14 protein-coding genes, 1 pseudogene and 1 riboswitch are annotated in these 15,872 nt (G+C 38.6%); of the genes and pseudogenes, 6 read left to right on the top strand and 9 right to left on the bottom strand.

All coding sequences use genetic code 11. The features are described from left to right. Window positions 1–24 precede the first annotated feature (24 nt). The 5 genes from AMS59_RS25665 to AMS59_RS23155 form a co-directional block, all read right to left on the bottom strand. Complete coding sequence (locus AMS59_RS25665; protein ID WP_156304762.1) at window positions 25–762, bottom strand: hypothetical protein; 738 nt, start codon at window positions 760–762, stop codon at window positions 25–27. A gap of 39 nt (window positions 763–801) precedes the next feature. Further along, a complete protein-coding gene (locus AMS59_RS23165) occupies window positions 802–2,997 on the bottom strand; it encodes a histidine kinase dimerization/phospho-acceptor domain-containing protein (RefSeq protein ID WP_053486064.1) in 2,196 nt (731 codons plus the stop codon). Between the two features lie 15 nt (window positions 2,998–3,012). Further along, window positions 3,013–3,168, bottom strand: a complete 156-nt coding sequence (locus tag AMS59_RS26050) for a hypothetical protein (RefSeq protein ID WP_199777833.1) — start codon at window positions 3,166–3,168, stop codon at window positions 3,013–3,015. Then, window positions 3,146–3,838 (bottom strand): response regulator transcription factor, encoded by a 693-nt coding sequence (locus AMS59_RS23160; RefSeq protein ID WP_053486063.1) that lies wholly within the window; start codon window positions 3,836–3,838, stop codon window positions 3,146–3,148. The genes AMS59_RS26050 and AMS59_RS23160 overlap by 23 nt, the downstream gene beginning before the upstream one ends. 403 nt (window positions 3,839–4,241) lie before the next feature. After that, the gene (locus tag AMS59_RS23155; RefSeq protein WP_234007898.1) at window positions 4,242–4,466 is read right to left on the bottom strand and encodes a hypothetical protein; all 225 of its coding nucleotides are present in this window, start codon (window positions 4,464–4,466) and stop codon (window positions 4,242–4,244) included. A gap of 190 nt (window positions 4,467–4,656) precedes the next feature. On the opposite strand from AMS59_RS23155, the gene AMS59_RS23150 reads away from it, so the two are divergent. Continuing rightward, window positions 4,657–4,887 (top strand): excisionase, encoded by a 231-nt coding sequence (locus AMS59_RS23150; protein ID WP_049667308.1) that lies wholly within the window; start codon window positions 4,657–4,659, stop codon window positions 4,885–4,887. 58 nt (window positions 4,888–4,945) lie between these two features. Here AMS59_RS23150 and AMS59_RS23145 read toward each other — a convergent pair whose 3' ends face one another. From AMS59_RS23145 to AMS59_RS23130, 3 genes are all read right to left on the bottom strand, one after another. Beyond that, window positions 4,946–5,932 (bottom strand): homoserine dehydrogenase, encoded by a 987-nt coding sequence (locus AMS59_RS23145; protein WP_053486061.1) that lies wholly within the window; start codon window positions 5,930–5,932, stop codon window positions 4,946–4,948. Between the two features lie 778 nt (window positions 5,933–6,710). Then, window positions 6,711–7,097: a hypothetical protein gene (locus tag AMS59_RS23135; protein ID WP_053486059.1), complete on the bottom strand. Its 387-nt coding sequence runs from the start codon at window positions 7,095–7,097 to the stop codon at window positions 6,711–6,713. A 345-nt stretch (window positions 7,098–7,442) separates the two neighbouring features. Continuing rightward, a complete protein-coding gene (locus AMS59_RS23130; RefSeq protein WP_053486058.1) occupies window positions 7,443–8,744 on the bottom strand; it encodes an O-acetylhomoserine aminocarboxypropyltransferase/cysteine synthase family protein in 1,302 nt (433 codons plus the stop codon). A gap of 117 nt (window positions 8,745–8,861) precedes the next feature. Next, a riboswitch (SAM riboswitch) is annotated at window positions 8,862–8,975 on the bottom strand. Window positions 8,976–9,269: 294 nt separating this feature from the next. Here AMS59_RS23130 and AMS59_RS23125 point away from each other — a divergent pair. Continuing rightward, window positions 9,270–9,902 (top strand): glycerol-3-phosphate acyltransferase, encoded by a 633-nt coding sequence (locus AMS59_RS23125; protein ID WP_053486057.1) that lies wholly within the window; start codon window positions 9,270–9,272, stop codon window positions 9,900–9,902. Window positions 9,903–10,085: 183 nt separating this feature from the next. Continuing rightward, window positions 10,086–10,268: pseudogene (locus AMS59_RS23120) on the top strand (hypothetical protein); the annotation flags it as partial. Between the two features lie 535 nt (window positions 10,269–10,803). Here the strand turns inward: AMS59_RS23120 and AMS59_RS23115 are convergent. Further along, window positions 10,804–12,324, bottom strand: a complete 1,521-nt coding sequence (locus AMS59_RS23115; protein WP_053486055.1) for a succinate CoA transferase — start codon at window positions 12,322–12,324, stop codon at window positions 10,804–10,806. A gap of 287 nt (window positions 12,325–12,611) precedes the next feature. Between AMS59_RS23115 and chrR the strand changes: the two genes are divergently transcribed. The 3 genes from chrR (at window position 12,612) to AMS59_RS23095 (ending at window position 15,327) form a co-directional block, all read left to right on the top strand. Then, the gene (gene chrR, locus AMS59_RS23110) at window positions 12,612–13,343 is read left to right on the top strand and encodes a class II chromate reductase ChrR (protein WP_053486054.1); all 732 of its coding nucleotides are present in this window, start codon (window positions 12,612–12,614) and stop codon (window positions 13,341–13,343) included. 346 nt (window positions 13,344–13,689) lie between these two features. Continuing rightward, window positions 13,690–14,550, top strand: coding sequence for an alpha/beta fold hydrolase (locus tag AMS59_RS23105; protein WP_053486053.1), 861 nt, complete (start codon window positions 13,690–13,692; stop codon window positions 14,548–14,550). Between the two features lie 306 nt (window positions 14,551–14,856). Beyond that, window positions 14,857–15,327 carry an IS30 family transposase gene (locus AMS59_RS23095; RefSeq protein ID WP_156304760.1) on the top strand — a complete coding sequence of 157 codons (471 nt, stop codon included), beginning with the start codon at window positions 14,857–14,859 and terminating at the stop codon, window positions 15,325–15,327. Window positions 15,328–15,872: the final 545 nt, after the last annotated feature.

Below are 15,872 nucleotides of genomic sequence, written 5' to 3'. Positions count from 1 at the left end.
AGGAAAACTATTATACCAATGAAATTAAGGTGTGATATTGATTAAAGTATAGCTCTTCGGCAAAATGAGAGGCCGAAGTGACGGATAGATGGGCTGAAACGACGGAAGGAAGAGCCGGAACGACAGATTGATTAGCCTAAGCAACGGTATGTAGGGCTGGAACGACGGATTGAAGCCTAAGCGACGGTATGTAGGGCCGAAGTGATGGATAGAAACGTCATTGTCATGGATAGAAACGTCAATTCCGCGGATAGAACTACCAATACCATGGATAGAAACGTCCTTGCCGTGGATAGAACTACCAATATCATGGATAGAAACGTCAATTCCATGGATAGTGCTGCCAATTTCGTGGATAGAAACGTCCTTGCCGTGGATAGAACCGCCAATTTCGTGGATAGAAACGTCAATTCCGCGGATAGAACTACCAATACCATGGATAGAAACGTCAATTCCGTGGATAGAACCACCAATATCGTGGATAGAAACGTCATTGCCATGGATAGTACTGCCAATACTACGGATAGAAACGTCATTGTCGTGGATAGAACCACCAATATCATGGATAGAAACGTCATTGCCGTGGATAGAAACGTCAATTCCGTGGATAGAACTACCAATACCATGGATAGAACCGCCAATTCCGTGAATAGAACTACCAATACCGTGGATAGTACTGCAAATACCGTAGATGCTCCCGCCAAAGCGACCGAATAAAGTGCCAAAATGAAGGATTTCCTCACGTATTTTATTTTTCAACATAATGAAAACAGCGGCAAAACTTTTGCCGCTGTTTTTTGTTTATGATGCTGGAATTCGAACGATTACCTTAAATAAATCTCCATCTACCTCTATACTCATACGAGCACCATGCAAATCTACAATGGATTGTGCAATGGCTAAACCTAGCCCTGAGCCCTCTGTATGGCGTGAAGAATCTGCTCGCTTAAAGCGTTCAAATAATTCATCGGCATCCTCGCTAATTTCATATTTCGCAACATTCTTCACCGTGAATTCAGCATCACCTTCTACCGTACGTTTCAATGTTATATAAACACGTGTGCCCTCTAATGCATATTTCAATACATTAACGATTAAATTATCGATCATTCTCCACCATTTTTGTCCATCCACATACGCGTAAATTGGTTCATCTGGTTTTGTCATGCGTAAATCTAAATGCGCCTGTGCTAAATCTTCCTCATGCTCCCCTACCGCCTGCTGTACAAGCTGGGTTAAATCCACTCGACTGCGATGAAGCTCCATATTACCACTCGCCATTTTAGACACTTCAAAAAGATCCTCAATCAGCAATTTTAGACGCTCTGATTTTTTATCAAGTATATGAATGTATTGCTTACGTTCTTCCTCAGTAATATCAGGATTTTTTAGTAAATCTGTATACGTAATAATGGATGTTAACGGCGTGCGTAAGTCGTGACTAACATTCGTAATAAGCTCTGTTTTTAAACGCTCACTTTTTGCCTGCTCATGCATAGACGTGCTTACGCCTTCTCTTAAATGATTAAGATTTTCTGCATGTCCTGCGAGTGATGATTTGCCCTTTACCTTGACATCACGATTTAATCGCCCTTCTGCCATGTCTTTTGTATCCTTCATAATTCGGTTTAAATAGCCCATTCTAGAAAGGAAGAGAATCATGGCTGGTATACCGATCATTGCGCAGATGCCCAAAACTAGAACGGGGAATCCGCCACCTCCTATCATTGAAGCAACAAGGCTTCCACCACCGAAAAATGCTGCCCCAATCATCACAATGGAATGTAATGCAATGGAACGATTTATAATTAAATCTGTGATTGATCCACCTAGTGACCATAAATAGCTAGCTTTTAGGTTCTCCTCTAATTTCTGCGCTGTATTCACCCGATCATACAACCAAATTAGCTGTACAAAGAACAGCATTGCAATAATGATTAAGGTACCTATTTTAAACAGCAAACTAGTGAAATACTGTACATAGTTGGATTGATAATTAATTAACTCAATCGCTTCAAAAGCAATTTCAGACGCTACCAAATATATGAATGCACTAATTAATAATAATCCAATTGGGTAATCAATTTTCATCTTTGCAAGAACTTCTTTTTCCTTTAAACCTTGTACCATCTGCAGTACTTCTTTACGCCCTTTCCATGCAAAAATAGCTGCCACAATACTCGTTAACCATATAAAGTAGAACATGTATTGATGACGTGTAAAATGGTCATAGCCTCCCAAGATGTCTACGGCTTGTGCTGATTTTTTTGAGATAGTAATAATGCCAGTGTAATCCGAAGTTTCCCTCAAATTATCTGTATCCACATTGATTTCATTTTGATAAAAAATATCGTTTAAAGAACTACTGATATTCGTAGTCGTTAATGGATGTTGCCCAGTAAACTTTATTTTGAAAGCATTACTACCTGAAACATCACCCGAACGATATGTTTTGTCTGTTTCAGTGTTCGTTAATTCATAAGACCAGTAATTATAATTTTTCACAAAACTCTTTGCTTCTTCTTTTGCTGCCTTTATATATTTATCAACAAGCTCTTCCTTTTGAGTTAGAATTTTTTTACGGACATGCTCATCATCCTCAAAATTAGCCGTAATATCTTTAATTTTTGCGTCCCGCTCTTTTTCAAGTTTTGTTTTTAAGTCCGTTGCATTTACATTAGTAGCATCTTTAATGCGATCTTCATATTGAACTTTAATACTATCTATCTGTTCTCCTAATGTTCCATAGCGATTACGATGTGCCTCTATCTCACTTTGTGTAACCACAATTTTACTTTTCAAATCCTCAGCTGTTGGTAAATTTAACACTAATGGTCCTAACTCTGACTGAAAATTATCTAGTTCTTGCTGGAAATTTTCAGATTGAAAATACGACTTTCCAATATATTTGTACCCGACCTTAGAGAACGTAAATATACCGAAAATTACCCAGATTAAACATATAAGAGCGAGAAGAGATTTCCAATTTTTTAACATACTTTTAACTCCTCTCTAAAAAATTCTCTCAAGCAATTGTAACATCCCCGAAGAGCGTGAAGTTACTATCTGATACGCGTACACACCAAAATAAATTAGTCCAATAACCCCTGCTACAAACCCTGCAATTGTAGCATATTGCTCTATTTTATTTTTCCATTTTATAGCCAACGCCCCACACCACCTTTAAATAACGTGGATTTTTCGGATCTGCTTCGATTTTTTCACGTATTTTTCGAATGTGTACAGCCACAATATTTTCCGCATTGTAAGCTTCCTCATTCCACACACGCTCATAAATCTCTCTTATCGAAAATACACGCCCTGCATTTTTCATTAATAATTCCGTAATCTTATATTCGATTGGTGTTAATCGAACAGGCTCTCCTTCTAAATTGATTTCCTTTGCATCTTCATCTAATACAAGTCCGTTGATTTCTACCTTTGCTGCTCCATCATTGTACGTCCCAAGTTGTACATAACGTCGCAGTTGAGATTTCACTCGAGCCAACAGCTCTAATGGATGAAAAGGCTTTGTGACGTAATCATCTGCGCCTACAGACAAACCATGAATTTTGTCGCCATCCTCCGCCTTTGCACTAAGCATTATAATTGGAATGTTACGGTCTTCTCTAATTTTAAACGTCGCTGTAATTCCATCCATATTTGGCATCATAATATCTAAAATAATTAAATGTACTTCATTATTTTCTAATTTTTCGAGGGCCTCTAAGCCGTCAGCAGCTTTAATGACATTGTAGCCTTCATTCTTTAAATAGATTTCAATACCATCACGAATATCTTGATCATCGTCTGTAACAAGAACTGTAAGTTTCGTCATGATATACACCTCGCTCTCAATTAATAGTGTACCTTTTAAATCTTAAAAACCAGTTATTATAAAAATGAAGAATTTCTTAAGGTTTTAATGAATCTTATCACCCTAACGTGGAGTTGATTTCCGTTCCAGCTAGGCGCTTTCCTGGGGGCGTCCGATGAGCCGCTTGGGCCAACACGATGTTGGTCACGAAGGCGTTATCACAGGACGTGATGGTTTTAGCCTTCGTTCCCCTATGATGCTCGCTCCAGGGTCTCATCTGTGACGCTATTCCCCAAGGAGTCGCCTAGCCTCCACTCCAATCAACTTATATACAGGGCATATGTTTCGACATTTATGTGCAAAGGGAAGACCAGCAGAAAGGGCTAGTCCAATCCCTCCTATATGGACAGCCCCTTCCCTATTATTAACCAATTGCCATTACAGTTGCTATTCCCCACACCTTTGTCGGCTGTGATTTCCATAGTATCCATTCTAAAGCACCAGAAAAGACAGGAGCGCTACCTATCGTTACAACTGTTCCTATAGCTACACCTGTAAGACGAATTGATGAGAAAAAAAGACCTAGGAATAACGCAATGCTCGTAGCAGCTAAACTTGTCCATTTCCATGACCATTTCAGAAAGCTCATTTTATATAGCAAAATGGTAATAGCTAATCATCATTTATTGCCCCTCGACCGTCACCACTCATTAACATTAATAATACAGATTTATCCAAAATCAAACAATTACCATTTTCCTTTTTCTTTGATCATTAACCCATAGTAGGCTTTCTATTCAAGGGAGGTTATAATAAAAACAACAAAAGGAGCGAAATTTATGTATAAAACCATTGAAGAAACAGCCATCGAACTTGGTATGCCAGAGGATCAAGTACTTCGCTTAGTTTACGAGGGCCGTATCCGTTCAGTATACGACGGTGATCAAATACTGATTAATAGCGGACAATTCAGCACTTATTTTGAGCAGTTAGATCGTATTAAAGAGGAAATTGAAATTTGGCGGAATACACCTATTCCTGAGGATATTGATGTTAAAGATGAGGATTAAAAAATGCCTATCATTAAACAATTAGCACATTGTTGAATGATAGGCATAATCTATCTAATTATATCGTTACGACAAATCCAGCTCGCTTACCGATAATTTCAGCATAATCCTCAACCATGACACTAGCTGTTGGATACATACCTGCCCCAGGTCCAATTAACGTTAATGTGCCAATATAATTTGTATCCAATGCCACAGCGTTATTAACATCATCAACTGGATAAAGCGGATGTTCTTTATCAACTAACTGTGGGCCAACCTTTGCGACCACTTTACCATCTGCTAGCTTCTCAACCTCAGCAACGTGGCGGTAACGCAAGCCTTTTTCACAAGCTTCTTTTACTTGCTCTGCCGAAATACTATCAATGCCAACCACATCAACGTCAGCCCAGTCTGGTTGTTCACCAAATGCCAAAGCACTTAAAATCATTAATTTTTTAAAAGCGTCCTGGCCTGAGATATCATTATATGGATCTGCCTCTGCATAGCCTAAATTTTGCGCCTCTTTTAAAGCAGTTTCGAACGACCAGCCCTGTGAACGCATTTTCGTTAAAATATAGTTGGATGTCCCATTTAAAACACCCTGAATACGACTAACATCATTGACAAGCAAAATATTTTTCATCGTTTTAATAACTGGTACACCGCCAGCAGTCGTTGCCTCAAAGCCTACAAAAACACCGTTTACTTTTGCAAGATCCTGTAGCTCCAAGCCTCGTTTTGCAAACATTACTTTGTTAGCTGTAATGACATGACATTTATGTTCAACAGCGCGCTTTAAATAAGTAAATGCTGGCTCCTCATTGACGATCGCCTCAAAAACAACCTGCATACCTGGTTCTGCTAAGACTTCATCCATGCTAGTTGTCATTAAATGCGCTGTGCCTGGTACACGTTCACGGCTAGTGTCTGTAACTAAAATCTTTGCAACTTCTAGCTCAATTCCTAATTTATTTTTAAGCTCTTCACGCTTTTCGTTTAATATATGGTAAATTCCTTGACCTACCGTTCCAAATCCTAATATAGCTGCCTTTATAGTTGCCATTCCTATTCCCTCCAACTTACATTCCGCAGTTTCATTATATTTATTTCGTCTCAGCTTAATTCTTACAGATTTTGAATTGTGCGCCGACTATACAAAGCAGGTCAGTTTGCCGTGTTTCTAACACTTCATCTTCAGACAGATATTTAGTCATGGCGTTTCACTTTCGCTACAAAAAAAAATCCTGAATGAAGATACACTATGAAACAAACAAATTCAAATAATTCAAAAATCAACTTAAAGAAAATTGTAACGTAAATGCAAACATTGCACAAGAAAAATCTTTCTAGGATGGACATTTGTTTCCTCTAGAAGTGCAAAGGAAATCGTTTTCATTCCTTTATTATATGATTTTTCACTTGATCTATAATAATTGAACAAATATTGACGATTCTTTATAAAAAAATAAGGATCATCACCATAGCGTGGGGTTGATTTCCGTTGCGGCTGGGCGCTTTGTTGCTGACGCTTCGCTTTCGCACAGATAAAACATTTGTTGCTGACGCTTCGCTTTCGCGCAGAGCAGAGCTTCCTGGGGGCGCCCACCATCCACTCCAATCAACTTATATTTGGTATAAATTTTAACAAATGTCATCCACAACTTTTGGTGATGATCCAAAAATAAATACCTTTCTTCTATTATATGTATGTAAAATACATTCATATTTTGAAATATATTAATTAAAAATTTTTTTCAATTATGCTGGTCTATCTTCCTTATCTAATTAAAAAACTCATTCCCTGTAGCAGCAGAGAATGAGCCCAAATATATGAGGGATAATTAACTAGCTTTGGCTAGCAATTTATAACGATATTGTGTTAAAGCTTGTTGCACCAGTCTTATTTCCTCCTGCGTAAAATTTGGTATTGCATACGTACGTTCAACTAATTGGAATGTGCCGTATTTTAAATAATACTCTGTCGCAGGTAGAGGAATATGACTTGTTCCATAGCATTCATAAGCTTCGAAAACTTCTTTTACTGTATAGCCTTCCTCGTTGACATAAACAACTTCCTTAAAAGCAGAATGTCTAAAGATCTCTTGCCATTTACTCTCAACTGACGCAAGTATGTTTTGAATGGACATGTTGTTCACAAACACATGACCTTCATTTAACTCATAAATAAGATAAGATGCAATGTTTTGCGCACTATACACATTTCCCATTTAAAACACTCCTTTATCATCAGTTTTGTAGATAAGAGTAGCTACTGGCTGAGCAACTACTCCTCTTCATCTATATTCAAAAGTGGGGGAGCACTTATGAAACTAATTTAATTGGTTCTAGGTTGGTAGCCCTTCGAACACTTTTCTTATTCTCTAGTATAAAACACGGGATTAAGTAAGTCAATAATACTTATAAAATTACTAGGTATTAATTTTAGAAGATTTCGGTTACATCACCAAATGAGGTGAACGGATGATGCAGCAACGTTTGACGCATTACCGAATGAGGCCTATCGAATGAGAAAATACGTAAACGCTACAACATTAGCCAATATGTTTTATTTATTAAGCTTCTACTTTTTGTTGTGAAGCTGTTACTTGTTCAATCGCTTGTTCTAAATCTGCAATAATGTCCTCTACTGCCTCTAAACCGATGGATAAGCGAATGAGCGACTCGGTTACGCCAGTTTGGATTAGCTCCTCAGCTGATAGTTGCTGATGTGTAGTAGATGCTGGATGAATAATTAACGATTTGGCATCCCCTACATTTGCTACGTGCGAGAATAATTTCACACTATCGATTAATTTACGCCCTGCTTCACGTCCACCTTTAATACCAAATGTAAGTACTGAACCGAAGCCATTTTTCAAATATTTTTTAGCTAAATTGTGGGTAGGAAAATCTTCTAAGCCATTGTAATTTACATATTCCACAGATGGGTGGTTTCGCAAATATTCGGCTACTGCTAATGCATTTTCATTGTGTTTAGGAATACGCAAATGAAGCGTTTCTAAACCTTGTAATAAATTAAATGCTGCATCGGCACTTAATGTTGGTCCAAAGTCGCGTAACAATTGCACACGCAGTTTTGTGGCAAATGCAGCCTCTGCTGTGTCAATACCATAACGCAAACCGTGATAAGAAGCATCTGGCTCAGTAAAGCCTGGGAAACGCCCACGAGTCCAGTCAAACTTCCCTGCATCTACTACAACGCCACCTAAAGTTGTGCCATGGCCGCCTATCCATTTTGTTGCGGAATGAACAACGATATCTGCACCAAAGTCAATTGGTGTAGAGCCATATGGTGAAGCAAATGTGCTATCAATAATTAATGGCAAGCCGTTTTCATGTGCTATATTTGCTACTGCTTCAATATCTAATACCTTTAAACTTGGGTTACCGTAAATTTCAGCGAACACCGCTTTTGTTTTATCAGTAATAGCTGCTTGGAAATTATCTGGATTTGTTTCGTCTACAAAAATTGTTTTAATACCGTAGTTTGGTAGTGTGTTGGCAAATAAATTATAAGTACCTCCGTACAAAGAGCTTGCTGCGACAATTTCATCCCCTGCACCTGCAAGATTTAAAATGGAAAACGCAATTGCTGCTGCACCAGATGAAAGTGCTACTGCTGCTGTACCGCCTTCTAATAAAGCGACGCGTTTTTCAAAAACATCTACAGTTGGGTTTGTAATTCGTGTGTAAATGTTGCCAACTTCCTCTAAGGCAAAAAGACGTTGCGCATGAGCAGTGTCTTTAAAAACGAATGCCGTTGAGCGATATACGGGTACTGTACGAGATCCTGTTACCGGGTCTGGCTCTTGGCCACCGTGTAACAGCAATGTTTCTGGTTTAAAATTTGTCATTGTATACCTCCAAATGGTTATTTTTTTACGATGGTACCGGAGATGAGGAGGATTTTTTCAGTAGAAAACAAAAACCCTCTTCAGCTAAGAAGAGGGTTGCGGTTGCAAGTTTTCCTCCCCTTATCTGCCAGATCCAAATAAGAATCTGTAGGAATTAGCACCTTAGCAAGTTCGTCACTTACTGGTTGCCGGGCATCATAGGGCCTATCCCTCCGCCGCTCTTGATAAGAGTATGAGATTCAATTTCCATCGTTGTTACAAAGTATAAACATAGACTTTTTTTCTGTCAACACTAAAATTTTATTTTTTCCGAAACTTCTGTCTGCTTTTTTACGTATTACGAACGCATACACTATTTTAGTATTTATTGTTTATATCACCAAAAGTTAGGGATGCAATTTATTGAAGTGTAGGTCTTTATATCGTTGATTGGAGTGAGACTGGGCGACTCTCGGGATTAGCAATAGAGGAATGGAAATCAACCTCACGCTATGCTGATGAGCTTATTTGGAAAGGAGGACTTTTATGATAAAAGCCGTTATCATTTTTCTTCTTGTTGGTTATTTGACTGGCTGTATTCACGGCTCTAAAGTTGCACAGTTTTTATCCGGGGTAGATTTAAAAAAGACTGGTCATGGCAATGCAGGTGCCTCTAATGCTACTCTTTCCCTTGGATGGAAATACGGCCTATTAGTTGCACTGATCGATATCGGTAAAGGCGTTGTAGCTATAATCGGTGCACATGTCTATTTAGCTGACATAACACAATTAACAGAAGCACAAGTTTGGCTCTTTATCTATATCGTAGCTGCTGGTGTCATTCTAGGTCATAATTTCCCATTTTATATGGGCTTCAATGGCGGAAAAGGAACTGCTTCAATCATAGGGATATTACTTGCGATTGATTGGAAAATTGGCTTATTTGCACTCATTTTATTTGTTATTTTATCTTTCGCAACGAACTATTTAATTGTCGGTGTACTTGAATTTTATCTCGTTTTTTGTATAGCCACTTATTTATGGATTCCTGGGGTTGGCCCAACGATGATAGCCCTATTACTTTTTGGTATAGCCATCATTTTGCATATCGAAAATATTAAGCGACTGATGATAGGAACTGAGCCTAAAGTGACTTCTGCATTCAAAAAGAAAAAATAATATTTTCTGGATATTATTGTCTTTTCTATGACCACATATTTTCTCGTAACTGCCCTTTATTTCTATAAATAGAGGGTATTTCACATACTAGTTTTTTTACAATAATTAGACAAATTAACTTTCTTAGTAAAGCATTTTACTAGCCGATGTTATAGAAAATTGTAGTAGGAAGGAGGAATATGTATGTCTACTTCTGAACAAGCAAAATCAAAACGTAATTTGAAGCCGCTATGGATCGTATTGGCCTTCGCTTCATTAATCATCATTACTTTTTTACCTAACAACAGCGATTTACCTGTAGCTGGACAACGAGCTTTGGCTATCTTAGCATTCGCGGTCATCCTATGGGTTACAGAAGGGGTTACCTGATCACTTTTGGGCACTACCCGATCACTTTTCCGGGTTACCTGATTACTTTGGGGCTCTACCCGATCACTTTTCCGGGTTACCTGATCACTTTTGGGCTTACCCGATCACTTTTCCAGCTTACCTGATCACTTCCCAGGCTTACCTGATCACTTTTCCGGGTTACCCGATCACTTCACGGGCTTACCTAATCACTTTTCCGGGTTACCTGATCACTTTTGGGCACTACCCGATCACTTTTCCGGGTTACCCGATCACTTTTGGGCCCTACCCGATCACTTTTCCGGGTTACCCGATCACTTCACGGGCTTACCTGATCACTTTTCGGGTTACCCGATCAGTTTCCGGATTACCCGATCACTCTGGGAGCTTACCCGATCACTTTTCCGGGTTACCCAATCACTTCACGGGCTTACCTGATCACTTCCTGGCCCAACCCGATCCTTCTCGAGGATGCTTTTTTGGATTGCATTTTTAACAAATTAAAAGCCTTGAAGGAACAAGCCAACTGTCCTTCAAGGCTTTTATTACTTTATTATTTCGATAAAGCAGGGTTCTTCATCGTACCATTTTTTGCGTAATTCACATGCCAGGAGAGCGCTTTTTCTAGATTGTGCGGCGTATGGTGCCCACCTGTTGCTTCATTGGCATCGTTAAAATACTTCCATAATTGCTCTCGATATTCTGGGTGTGCACAGTTATCGATAATGAGCCCAACCCGTTCTTTTGGAGCAAGCCCACGTAAATCTGCTACTCCCTGCTCTGTTACGATTACGTCTACATCATGCTCTGTATGGTCTACATGCGAAACCATTGGAACGATACTAGAAATATTTCCGCCTTTCGCGTAAGATTTTGTGACGAAAATACCTAATCGTGCATTACGTGCAAAGTCCCCGGAGCCGCCGATTCCATTCATCATTTTTGTGCCAGAAACATGCGTAGAATTCACGTTACCATAAATATCTACTTCGAGTGCTGTATTAACAGAAATTAACCCGAGTCGGCGAATAATTTCTGGTTGGTTAGAAATTTCTTGTGGACGTAATACTAGTTTATCTGCATATTTTTCGAAATTACCATAAACTTGGTTTCCAACTTCCTCGGAAAGGGTAATTGAAGTAGCAGATGCAAAGTTTACCTTCCCTGCATCAATTAATTCGAATACCGCGTCTTGCAGTACTTCTGAATATACTTCTAAGTTCTCAAACTCAGAATCTTTAAAGCCTAATAAAACGGCATTTGCTACTGAGCCTACACCTGATTGAATTGGTCTTAGGCTTGTTGTTAAACGACCTACTTTAATTTCTTCACGTAGGAAGTTTAATAAATGCTTGGCCATAATATCTGTTTCTTCATCAGCAGGAACGATCGTTGATGGCGCATCTAAAATATCTGAAATCACAATACCTTTTACTTTATCTAAATCTAGTGGTATACCAATTGTGCCAAGCCGATCGGATACATTTTGCAATGGAATTGGATCACGTTTCCCTTGTGGTCCTGGTACAAAAATATCATGGACACCCTCTAATGCATCAAGCTGAGCTACGTTCAACTCAATGATTATTTGGTCTGCCTCTTGCACAAAGATCGGAGAGTTACCAACCGAAGTTGTAGGAATTAGTAAGCCGTCTTCTGTAATAGCAGCTGCTTCAATAATCGCAAAATCAATAGGACCAATAATACCTTGACGTACTAACTCCGCATTATGTGATAGATGCGCATCAACAAATGTAATTTCACCACTGTTGATTTTATTACGAATACCGGCATCCGCTTGGAAAGGTCCACGCTTACGAATAACGCCAGCTTCTGCTAAGTATTGGTCAACCTCGGGGCCAAGTGATGCACCTGTATATACATCTACCTTGAAGCTCTCTTTTTTAGCTTTCTCCACAAGTGCAAGAGGTACCACTTTAACATCACCAGCACGGGTAAACCCGCTCATCCCAAGTACCATACCGTCCTTAATCCAAGATGCTGCTTCTTCTGCTGTTACAACCTTGCTCCGCAGCTGTTCATTACGAAGCTTTTTCGCCAACTTTTCTGCCATTCCTTATTCCTCCTCCATCCCACTTTATTTTTATTCAACTAATTACTCGGTTTAATCTCCTGGTATAGTCATCCAATTATTAGAGATCCAACCAATTAAACCGTTCATGCATAATTTTAAACTATTTAGAATTTTTAATCTATAACTAACAAAATATTTTATTTTACGAGAGATTTTATACATTCGCAAATTATTTAAAAATAATTTCAACACCGAAAAAATTCGATTTTGAAGACGAAGCGTGATATGCTCTTGATATATATATAGGGGAAAAGGAGATTTTATAAATGGTTAAAGAATTATTACGGAACCACTCTTCAGTTCGTATTTATGATGGAAATCCGATTTCAAAAGAAATTATTGAAGAATTAATTGCTACTGCACAAATGGCTGCTACATCTCATTTTGTACAAGCTTATAGTGTAATTTGGGTAACTGATGAGGAGAAAAAAGAAAAATTAGGATTGCTCTCTGGTAATCCTCGTCAATACGAAACTTCTGGCGGTGCCTTTATCTTCTGTGTAGATTTCAAGCGTCTTCAAACAGCAGGTAAATTAGAAGGTGTAGACATTGTAGCTGATTCGGCAGAAAACGTACTTGTTGGGGTAGCCGATGTATCATTATTCGCGCAAAACTTTGTCGTTGCTGCAGAATCTATGGGATATGGAATTTGTTACATCGGAGGAGTCCGTAATAAGCTAGAGGAAATAAGCGAATTATTCAATCTACCTGACTATGTTTTCCCACTATTCGGCTTAACAATTGGGGTTCCAACTCGTCGCAACGAAGTAAAACCTCGATTACCTGTCGCAGCAGTATTACATGAAAATGAATACAATACAGAAAAATATGAAGAGCTTTTACCAGCGTACAACGACACAATGGAAGCATACTATAATAATCGCTCATCCAATCGAAAAATTGATAACTGGACAAAGCAAATGGCTGATTTTTTAATTGAACAACGCCGTCCTCATATCAAAGATTTCTTAGCAAAAAAAGGTTTTAATTGGAAATAATTTCATCAACAAGCTGTGTGGAGTTACTATCTTATGATAGTAACTCCACTTTTTTATATTTTGTTTAATTAGATTGTACGATGAGCGGTTTCAGGTATCATTATAGGGAATTTTTCTGTGCGAGCCAATTGGAACAATTTCATCATCGTCGCAATAGCAACATCATCTATAAAACTATAAAAACATCCGCACAAAATCACACGCATTAGATGATGATACATTTACCTTTATGTTAATGGGCTAAATTAAGTAAGGTAGTATAATCTTCAATCCATGCAATATCCATGAATGGTGATATCATATAAATAGGAATTGATAGAAAAATATAGATATAGGAGAGGGCTATATGAGTGTATACAAAACACAATCTGGAAGAGAAATGTCATTAAAGCTTTATGATGCTCAATTGAAGAAATTGGATTATTCATGTAAGGATCTTTACGTTCATACTCGTTTTGGAAGAACTCATATCATTGAAACTGGCAATCTATTGGGTGAACCATTGCTAGTATTTCATGGCGGGAATAGTACGACTGCCTATAATTTACTAACATATAGGTTCCTGCTTAAAGATTTTCACATCTATGCGGTTGATATTATTGGTCACCCTGGAAAAAGTGATGAAGTGAGCCTCTCTCCTAGAAATTATGATTATGGAAAGTGGGCAAATGACGTTATTATAGGGCTTGGATTTGATAAAATAGCTTGTTTTGGGGTTTCGTTTGGAGGCGGAGTTTTGGCAAAACTGATGTGTATCGCACCAGAAAAAGTAGGAAAATCCGTATTAATTGTGCCATCAGGTATTAATAATACCTTTCCAATCAGTACTGTGAAAATGATGATACCATTACTCAAATATAAACTAACAAAGATAGAAAAATATATAAAAGAAACGGCTTTATTTATGGCTATTAAAGAAGAAATTCTTGACCAAGATACTTTGGATATGGTGAAAGATAGTTTTGATCATGTAAAAACAAAAGTAGGGATGCCCTCCAATGTGAGTGAAAAATTAATGCAACAGTGTAAAGCACCGACACTTATTATGGCAGGAGAAAAAGATTGTTTATTTCCAGCGAAGAAAGTATTACCCAGAGCAAAAAAAATCATACCAAATAACACAGTTCATATGCTAAAAGGGTGCGGACACATGCATATGATGCCAGAGCGTGAAAAGAAAATGATCGTTGATTTCTTAAGTGTTTAGTAACGGCGAATATTAGATCAAGTTGAACACTTTAGAAAAATAAAAACATCGTACGCGAAATCGTGTATTATTGAGGCTCCAACACCAATCAATAAGAAGGGATTTCGAATACGATGCTAGAACAGAATAACATAAAAATACCGAATAAGAAAGCACGCCTTATACAGTTTCAACTTGGAGAACTTCAAGGCTACTTGAACGCCGGAATTACAAATAAGAGCGAACTTGCGCGAAAACTCAAGGTTTCGCGCGGGACAATCTACAATGAACTCGCTCGTGGCACGACCACTCAAGTAAAGAAAATTTATCTATACGACGCAATATCTTGCGGAAACAGGTCAAGCTGTAACAAATCGAAACGTGGCCCGTTCTTGTAAACCGTTGAAGTTTGAGCGCGTGAAGGCATTTTTGGCGTTCGCAGACGGACTGTTACTTGATCGCACAAAGACCATGTCTCCAGATACGATTGTTGGTCTTTCGAAGCTCAAAGGGTTGTTTTCTCCGGAAGAAATGGTCTCAACAAAGACACTCTATCATTATATCGCGCTTGGTCTTCTGAAAACCCGAAACAGTGACCTTCTCTTAAAGGTACGTCGTAATACCAAGGGGACTAAGAAAACGCAACGCCCAAACAAGACGATTCTAGGTAAAAGTATTGAAGAACGTCCTGATAGTGTTGAATTTCGTGAAGAATTCGGTCATTTTGAAATTGACTCCGTCGTGGGGCACAAGGATAAAGAGAATGATGTGCTACTAACCTTGATTGAGCCGGCGTGAATTCATCGTAAAGATGGACGGGAAGGACGCCGATTCAGTTAACTACACACTCTCTTCAGTCCTCAAAGAATTCGGTGAATACGCATCTGCTGTCTGATAGATATCTATCCTATCACCAAACATTTCTGACAATCCAGCGATTTCAGAACCATTATCTGCGGTAATTGATTTGAGTTTCTTGAGTTCCTCTTCAAACAGTTCATTTGGTGTCTTGTAGGCAAAGATTTTTCTTGGTAGGTTGTTCAATCATACGAATGTGCGTCGGGCTACAATACTCAATCGCATGTCCTTTAGGGAGGAAACGACGAAGGATTCCGTTGTGGTTCTCATTTGTTCTACACTTCTACGAAAAGTATGGATGAGCGAATGACCGCAGGGACACCCCGAGCCTCCCTCCAAACAGAAAAGTCTCCTGTTCATCAGTCAGCTTCGGAAACTCCGTGATTTAACAAGGCTATTGAAGCACGTATAGATGACTTATTACAAAATTACCAAGAGGAACTGGCGCTATTAACGACGATTCCTGGTATTAAAAAAGATACGGC

It is taken from the genome of Lysinibacillus sp. FJAT-14745, assembly GCF_001275675.1.
Classification (GTDB): domain Bacteria; phylum Bacillota; class Bacilli; order Bacillales_A; family Planococcaceae; genus Lysinibacillus.
The sequence above is the reverse complement of the archived record's forward strand: the minus strand, read 5'-3'. Positions and strand labels throughout refer to the sequence as shown.

What these genes read in the sequence shown, in the direction of transcription:
- AMS59_RS23130 (WP_053486058.1), bottom strand. Translation starts at nt 8,744, where the DNA reads ATGACAAATTTTAAACCAGAAACATTGCTGTTACACGGTGGCCAAGAG.
- AMS59_RS23165 (WP_053486064.1), bottom strand. Translation starts at nt 2,997, where the DNA reads ATGTTAAAAAATTGGAAATCTCTTCTCGCTCTTATATGTTTAATCTGG.
- AMS59_RS25665 (WP_156304762.1), bottom strand. Translation starts at nt 762, where the DNA reads ATGTTGAAAAATAAAATACGTGAGGAAATCCTTCATTTTGGCACTTTA.
- AMS59_RS23150 (WP_049667308.1), top strand. Translation starts at nt 4,657, where the DNA reads ATGTATAAAACCATTGAAGAAACAGCCATCGAACTTGGTATGCCAGAG.
- AMS59_RS23145 (WP_053486061.1), bottom strand. Translation starts at nt 5,932, where the DNA reads ATGGCAACTATAAAGGCAGCTATATTAGGATTTGGAACGGTAGGTCAA.
- AMS59_RS23105 (WP_053486053.1), top strand. Translation starts at nt 13,690, where the DNA reads ATGAGTGTATACAAAACACAATCTGGAAGAGAAATGTCATTAAAGCTT.
- AMS59_RS23135 (WP_053486059.1), bottom strand. Translation starts at nt 7,097, where the DNA reads ATGGGAAATGTGTATAGTGCGCAAAACATTGCATCTTATCTTATTTAT.
- AMS59_RS23115 (WP_053486055.1), bottom strand. Translation starts at nt 12,324, where the DNA reads ATGGCAGAAAAGTTGGCGAAAAAGCTTCGTAATGAACAGCTGCGGAGC.
- chrR (WP_053486054.1), top strand. Translation starts at nt 12,612, where the DNA reads ATGGTTAAAGAATTATTACGGAACCACTCTTCAGTTCGTATTTATGAT.
- AMS59_RS23125 (WP_053486057.1), top strand. Translation starts at nt 9,270, where the DNA reads ATGATAAAAGCCGTTATCATTTTTCTTCTTGTTGGTTATTTGACTGGC.
- AMS59_RS23155 (WP_234007898.1), bottom strand. Translation starts at nt 4,466, where the DNA reads ATGAGCTTTCTGAAATGGTCATGGAAATGGACAAGTTTAGCTGCTACG.
- AMS59_RS23160 (WP_053486063.1), bottom strand. Translation starts at nt 3,838, where the DNA reads ATGACGAAACTTACAGTTCTTGTTACAGACGATGATCAAGATATTCGT.